Source organism: Acidovorax sp. (assembly GCF_022763525.1).
Lineage (GTDB): Bacteria > Pseudomonadota > Gammaproteobacteria > Burkholderiales > Burkholderiaceae_C > Acidovorax.
The window spans coordinates 1-7034 of sequence record NZ_JALEGG010000001.1 but is presented as its reverse complement, the minus strand read 5'-3'; the positions used below and the strand labels follow the sequence as shown (position 1 = coordinate 7034).

Annotated in this window: 6 protein-coding genes and 1 riboswitch; of the genes, 4 read left to right on the top strand and 2 right to left on the bottom strand. The window is 66.3% G+C overall.

Going from position 1 to position 7034, the window contains the following annotated elements:
* The 4 genes from lpxC to MRY84_RS00015 all read left to right on the top strand — a co-directional run.
* On the top strand, nucleotides 1-813 hold an 813-nt coding region (lpxC, locus tag MRY84_RS00030; protein ID WP_291503729.1), incomplete at its 5' end, for a UDP-3-O-acyl-N-acetylglucosamine deacetylase.
* 11 nt (nucleotides 814-824) lie between these two features.
* Nucleotides 825-1001, top strand: a complete 177-nt coding sequence (locus MRY84_RS00025) for a hypothetical protein (RefSeq protein WP_291503728.1) — start codon at nucleotides 825-827, stop codon at nucleotides 999-1001.
* Between the two features lie 54 nt (nucleotides 1002-1055).
* Nucleotides 1056-1178, top strand: a riboswitch (TPP riboswitch).
* 114 nt (nucleotides 1179-1292) lie between these two features.
* Nucleotides 1293-3188, top strand: coding sequence for a phosphomethylpyrimidine synthase ThiC (gene thiC / locus MRY84_RS00020; protein WP_291503727.1), 1896 nt, complete (start codon nucleotides 1293-1295; stop codon nucleotides 3186-3188).
* A gap of 184 nt (nucleotides 3189-3372) precedes the next feature.
* Nucleotides 3373-5025, top strand: coding sequence for a methyl-accepting chemotaxis protein (locus tag MRY84_RS00015; protein ID WP_291503726.1), 1653 nt, complete (start codon nucleotides 3373-3375; stop codon nucleotides 5023-5025).
* A 155-nt stretch (nucleotides 5026-5180) separates the two neighbouring features.
* Here MRY84_RS00015 and MRY84_RS00010 read toward each other — a convergent pair whose 3' ends face one another.
* Nucleotides 5181-6569, bottom strand: a complete 1389-nt coding sequence (locus MRY84_RS00010) for an ATPase, T2SS/T4P/T4SS family (protein ID WP_291503725.1) — start codon at nucleotides 6567-6569, stop codon at nucleotides 5181-5183.
* A 20-nt stretch (nucleotides 6570-6589) separates the two neighbouring features.
* Nucleotides 6590-7034, bottom strand: a 445-nt coding sequence (locus MRY84_RS00005; protein ID WP_291503724.1) for an SPOR domain-containing protein, incomplete at its 5' end; no start/stop codon positions are given.

The following is a 7034-nucleotide window of genomic DNA, read 5'->3' as shown; positions in this document are numbered from 1 at the left end:
GTGTTCCGCCGGGTGGACCTGCCCCAGCCTGTGGACATCCCCATTCGCGCGGAGGCGGTCACCGACACCCGGCTGGCCTCGACCATCGCCGTGGGCAATGCCAAGGTGCACACCGTGGAGCACCTGATGTCCGCCTGCGCGGGGCTGGGGCTGGACAACCTCTACGTGGACATCACGGCCGAGGAGGTGCCCATCCTCGACGGCTCCTCGGCATCCTTTGTGTTTCTGCTGCAAAGCGCAGGCATCGAGCTGCAAAATGCGCCCAAGCGGTTCATCCGCGTCACCCGGCCGGTGGAGGTGCGGGAAGGCGAAGGCGCCAACGCCAAGTGGGCGCGCCTCACGCCCTACCATGGCTACAAGCTCAGCTTCGAAATCGACTTCGACCACCCGGCTGTGGACTCGACGGGCCAGCGCGTGGAGTTCGACTTGGGCTCGGGCAACTACAGCCGCGACATCGCCCGCGCCCGTACCTTTGGCTTCACCCGCGATGTGGAGATGATGCGTTCCAACGGCCTGGCGCTGGGCGGCGGGCTGGACAATGCCATCGTCATGGACGACTACAAGGTGCTCAACAGCGATGGCCTGCGCTACGACGACGAGTTCGTCAAGCACAAGATCCTCGATGCCATGGGCGACCTGTACCTGATCGGCAAGCCGCTGCTCGCCGCCTACAGCGCCTTCCGCTCGGGGCATGCCATGAACAACCGCCTGCTGCGCGAACTGCTGGCCCAGCGTGATGCCTGGGAAGTGGTGACGTTCGAGGACGAACGGCAAGCCCCCGCCGGGTTTGCGCAGCCTGCGCGCGCCTGGTAGGGCGGCACGCCATGCTGATCGTCCGCTGGCTGGCCCTGTTCCTCCTGTTGGCGTCTGCTGTCTCGTTCGGCTTTTATGTGGCCACGGGACGGGCGTTCTACCGGCGGCTGGGCCTGGTGATTCTCAAGTGGACCGTCGTTGCCGCCGCGGTCTTCTTCGTTGTGCTGCTCGTCGACCGCATGGTCTGACGGGGCCGGCCGGCGGGGCCATGGTGCGGCCTTTCGGGCCGCTGACCTATACTCGCGGCTGCTCCGGGGTGTGCGTAAGCGCTGAGATGCACGGGGCCTGACTATGGTCAGGCTGCCTGCGAACCCGACGAACTTGATCCGGTTCATACCGGCGGAAGAAGAGCCGACCTCCTTGTCCCCGTGCCCGCAGTTTTCGCTGGCACGCCATGCCCCAGGCGCTGCCGCACCTGGGGGGCGCACAGGTCCATTCCGGAGCAGACCCCACCGCCACCGGAACCAGGAGACCTGCCCATGAACGCCCCCGATCCCATCGCTCGCGAGAAATTTGCTGAATTGCTGGCGCTGACGCGCGAGCCTTTCCCCGCATCGCGCAAAGCCTATATCCCCGGCCAACTGCACACCGACCTGCGCGTGCCCGTGCGCGACATCGCGTTGACCAATGGCGAGCTGGTCAGCGTGTACGACACCTCCGGCCCTTACACCGACCCTGAAGCCGTGATCGACGTGCGCAAGGGTCTGGCCAGTGTGCGCGGCGGTTGGATCACCGGCCGTGGCGACGTGGAGCACTACGAAGGCCGTGCCCCCGTGGCGCTGGACGATGGCCAGAAGAGCGAAGACGCCGCCCGCCTGGCTCAGTTGCGTGCCGAGGCCGCAGCCCTGCAGCGCAAGCCCCTGCGCGCCAAGGCCGGTGCCAACGTCACGCAGATGCACTACGCCAAGAAGGGCATCATCACGCCCGAGATGGAATACGTGGCCATCCGCGAAAACGGCAAGCGCGAATGGATGGAGCAGTACATGGCCGATGCAGGCCGTGAGAAGCGCCTGATGGGCAACCCGATGGGTGCGAGCATCCCGCGCATCATCACCCCCGAATTCGTGCGCGACGAAGTGGCCCGGGGCCGCGCCATCATCCCCGCCAACATCAACCACCCCGAGGTGGAGCCGATGGCGATTGGCCGCAACTTCCTGGTCAAGATCAACGCCAACATTGGCAATTCGGCTGTCACGTCCAGCATCGAAGAGGAAGTGGAAAAGCTCGTGTGGGCGATCCGCTGGGGCGCCGACAACGTGATGGACCTGTCCACCGGCAAGAACATCCACACCACGCGCGACTGGATCGTGCGCAACTCGCCGGTGCCCATCGGCACGGTGCCCATCTACCAGGCGCTCGAGAAGGTGGGCGGCGTGGCCGAAGACCTGACCTGGGAGATCTTCCGCGACACGCTGATCGAGCAGGCCGAGCAGGGCGTGGACTACTTCACCATCCACGCGGGCGTGCGCCTGGCCTACATTCACCTCACGGCGCAACGGCGCACGGGCATCGTCTCGCGCGGCGGCTCCATCATGGCCAAGTGGTGCATGGCACACCACCGCGAGAGCTTTTTGTACGAGCACTTCGAGGACATCTGCGACATCATGAAGGCGTACGACGTGTCGTTCAGCCTGGGCGATGGCCTGCGCCCCGGCTGCGCCTCGGACGCCAATGACGAAGCGCAATTTGCCGAGCTGCACACGCTGGGCGAGCTGACCCAGGTGGCCTGGAAGCACGACGTGCAGACCATGATCGAAGGCCCCGGCCACGTGCCCATGCACATGATCCAGGCCAACATGACCGAGCAGCTCAAGAACTGCCACGAAGCGCCGTTCTACACCCTGGGCCCGTTGACCATCGACATCGCACCGGGCTACGACCACATTGCCAGCGCCATCGGTGCAGCCATGATCGGCTGGATGGGCACGGCCATGCTGTGCTACGTGACGCCCAAGGAGCACCTGGGCCTGCCCGACCGTGACGATGTGAAGCAAGGCATCATTGCCTACAAGATCGCCGCGCACGCGGCCGACGTGGCCAAGGGCCACCCCGGTGCCCGAGCACGCGACGACGCGCTGAGTCAGGCGCGCTTCGACTTCCGCTGGCAAGACCAGTTCAACCTGGGCCTGGACCCCGAGACGGCCAAGGAGTACCACGACGAGACGCTGCCCAAGGACTCGGCCAAGGTGGCGCATTTCTGCTCCATGTGCGGGCCCAAGTTCTGCTCGATGAAGATCACGCAGGAAGTGCGCGATTTTGCGGCGCAGAAGGGGCTAGATGAGCAGCGGGCACTCGCCGAGGGCATGGAGGCCAAGGCGGCCGAGTTCCAGCAAGGGGGCGGCCAGCTCTACATTCCCCTCACGCCCGTCGCATAAGGCCATAAGCCCGCCTACTGCCCCCGAGGATTGACTGCAAAGGCCTCGGGGCGGGGCTAACCCTGTGCGGCGGGCGGAGAGCCCCGGCATATAGTCCAGGGACCCCAGTTCAGAAGATTGGGGGAGGGTATGGCACTAAATTTGCTATGCTGGGGTTGTCTGTTAAAAAATGTAAGGAAGAGCCATGCACGCTCTCGGCCGCTTCTCCATCCGCACGCGCCTGTACTTCGGTACGGTCTTTTCGTTGATCCTTCTGGTCCTGATCGGCGCCATGGGCTATGTGGCGCTGGACCGCACTCGCGGCACGCTGCAGGTGCTGTTTTCCGAGCGGGTGCAGACCTTGACCGACATGTCGGAGCTGCGCACCACTCTGGGTGACCTGCGCCGCACTGAAAAAGACATCATCATCAACTTCAACAACTCGGTCGAGGTTTCTGCGCTGCGTGAGACATGGGCCAAGACGCTCGCCGCGCTGCGCAAGAGCCTGGCCGAAGTGCGCCAAGTGCAGTCGGGCGATGCCGAGTTTGTCGCCTCCATCGACAAATCGCTCGACGAGATCAAGCAGTACGAGACCGGCATTTCGCCCATCTTCGAAAAGATCGAAGGCGCGCAGCTTGATGGCGCCGGCGGCGGGGCCTACGCCGATCGCCTCAAGGTGCACATGGACGCCACCGACAAGCTGTTCTCCAGCCTCGCGGACTCGGCGCGTGCGCAGATGGACGAGGCCCGTGCGGGCGTCGAATCGCGCACTTCCACCATGGCCGCGCTGATCGGTGTGGGCCTGGTGCTGGCGCTGGCCGTGCTGATTCCGCTCACGTTCTTCAGCGTGCGCTCCATCACCAAATCCCTCGGGCAGGCGCAGGAGCTGGCCGAACGCATTGCCAGTGGCGACCTGTCGCGCGATGTGGCGGCCATGAACCAGGACGAAGTGGGCCAGCTGGTGGGCGCCATGGGCCGCATGCAGGACTCGTTGCGTGACCTGGTGCGCCAGGTGCAGGACGCGGCGGGCAACATCTCCACAGCCAGTTCCGAGATTGCCAGCGGCAACCACGACCTGAGCCACCGCACGGAGCAGACAGCAGCCAACCTGGAGGAGACCGCCTCGTCCATGGAACTGCTGACCAGCACCGTGCAGCAAAGCGCGCAGTCCTCGCGCCAGGCCAGCGAGTTTGCCTCCACCGCCGCCGAGGTGGCCGCACGCGGCGGCGCCGTGGTATCGCAGGTGGTGACCACCATGGACCAGATAACCGCTAGCTCGCGCAAGATCGCCGACATCACGGGCGTGATCGACTCCATTGCGTTCCAGACCAACATCCTCGCGCTGAACGCGGCCGTGGAGGCCGCCCGCGCGGGCGAGCAGGGCCGCGGCTTTGCCGTGGTGGCCAGCGAAGTGCGCAGCCTGGCGCAGCGCAGCGCCGAGGCTGCCAAGGAGATCAAGGGCCTGATCGGCTCGTCGGTCGAACGCGTGGAAGACGGCTCGCGCCTGGTAAGCCAGGCGGGTGAAACCATGACGGAGATCGTGAGCAGCGTGCGGCGCGTGTCCGACATCATTTCGGAGATCACCGCATCGTCGGCCGAGCAGAGTGACAACATCGGCCAGATCAGCCAGTCGGTCTCGCAGCTGGATCAGATGACGCAGCAGAACGCCGCACTGGTGGAGCAATCCACCGCCGCGTCGGAGTCCCTGCGCGAGCAGGCCGTGCACCTGACCAGCGCCGTGAGCCAGTTCCGGCTGCAGGAAGGAACGTCGGCACCCGCGGCGTCCCACGGCTCGCCCGCACCGGCTGCGCCGGCCTTGGCACAGGCACCCCGCAGGGCTGCATTGCAGATCCAGTAGATTCTGGCTTTTTTCGGTTTTGGGTGTTTTGGCTGCCGGCGCTTGTCCATCAAGCGCTGGCAGCTATTGAAATAGTAGCAATCTTGGCCGCGGCCACTGGAGCCGGGCTTGCTGCCCAGTGGCACGCCCTTCGCTCGCCTACGCCGACGGCCCTGCTATTCCCGCGTCACGCGCAGCACTTCTTCGCGGCTGGTGATGCCGGCGGCGATCAGGCGTTCGCCGTCCTCGCGCATCAGCGCCATGCCATCGGCCATCGCGGCCGTGCGGATGTCGGCCTCGGAAGCCTGGTTGTGGATCTGCGCGCGGATGGCGTCGGTGGTCACCAGCAATTCGAACACGCCGGTGCGGCCCGTGTAGCCGGTCTGGCCGCAGTGGTCGCAACCCGTGCCATGGCAATGGCTGCAGTACTTGCGCACGAGCCGCTGGGCCAGCACGCCCAGCAGGGAGGACGACAGCAGGAAGGGCTCCACCCCCATGTCCGTCAAGCGGGTGACGGCGCTCGCGGCATCGTTGGTGTGCAGCGTGGCCAGCACCAAGTGACCCGTCAGTGACGCCTGAATGGCGATCTGGGCGGTTTCGAAGTCGCGGATCTCACCGATCATGATGATGTCCGGGTCCTGGCGCAGGATGGCGCGCAGCGCCTTGGCGAAGGTCAGCTCGATCTTGCTGTTGACCTGCGTCTGGCCCACGCCGGGCAGCTCGTACTCGATGGGGTCTTCCACCGTCATGATGTTGTTGCGCGTGGCATCGAGCCGGCCCAGCGCGGCGTACAGCGTGGTGGTCTTGCCCGAACCAGTGGGGCCGGTTACCAGGATGATGCCGTGCGGCTGGTTGATCAGGCCCTCGAAGCGGCGCAGGGTGTCGCCCTGCATGCCCACGGCCTCCAGGCTCAACTTGCTCTCGCTCTTGTCCAAGAGGCGCAGCACCGCGCGCTCGCCATGGGCGCTGGGCAGGGTGGACACGCGCACGTCGATGGCGCGGGTGCCCAGGCGCAGGCTGATGCGGCCATCCTGGGGCAGGCGTTTCTCACTGATGTCCAGGTCGGCCATGATCTTCAGGCGCGAGATCAGGGCCGCATGCAGCGCGCGGTTGGGCTGCACCACCTCGCGCAGCGTGCCGTCCACGCGGAAGCGCACGCTGGAGTGCCGCTCGTAGGGCTCGATGTGGATGTCGCTGGCACCGTCGCGCGCGGCCTGCGTGAGCAGGGCATTGAGCATGCGGATGATGGGCGCATCGCCGGCCGATTCCAGCAAGTCTTCCACCGCCGGCAGCTCCTGCATCATCCGCGAGAGGTCGGCGTCGCTCTCAACCTCGCTCACCACCGTGGCGGCGCTCGATTCGCTGTGCGAATACACGGCGCTGATGCGTTGGGCGAGGGCAGGGGCGTCCAGGGGCAGCAACTGCTGCACCGGGTGCTTGCGCAGCACCTCCGACAGCGCCCCCGCATCAGGGTTGGGGCCGTGCCACAGCACGAGCTGATGGCCGTCGTCTTCCAGCAGCAGCTGGGCCGTGCGGGCAAAGGCGTAGGGCAGGGGATGGCGCATGGGCGGTCTCTGGAAGACTTTTACAGCGCCGGAGCGGCGACCGTGGCGTTGAGCGCCCATTTGTCCCGCAGGGTGGCGGCGGCCGCCTGCGCCGCGTCTTCGGTGCTGTAGGGGCCCACGCGCACGCGCGTGGCCTTGCCGCGGTTGGTCTCAACCGACTGCAGTGACAGCGGCAGCGCGGCCTCGCGCAGCTTGGTCAGCGTGGTGCGGGACTGGGCGTCCTGTCCGAAGACCCCCACATTCACGTAGTAAAGCGGTGCGGGCACCAGGGCCCGGGCCGTCGCAGCGGAGGGCTCTGCTGCCGGTGCACTGCTTTGTGGACCGGGGACCGGCGCGGAAACCGGCGGAGTGGCCTGCGGCGCGAGCTGTTGCATGGGTGCGGGAACCGGCGTTGCAGCCGGTTGCGCAGGGGCTGGAGCGCGTTCGGGCATGGGCGGCAGGACGGGCGCACCCGATACGGTGCCC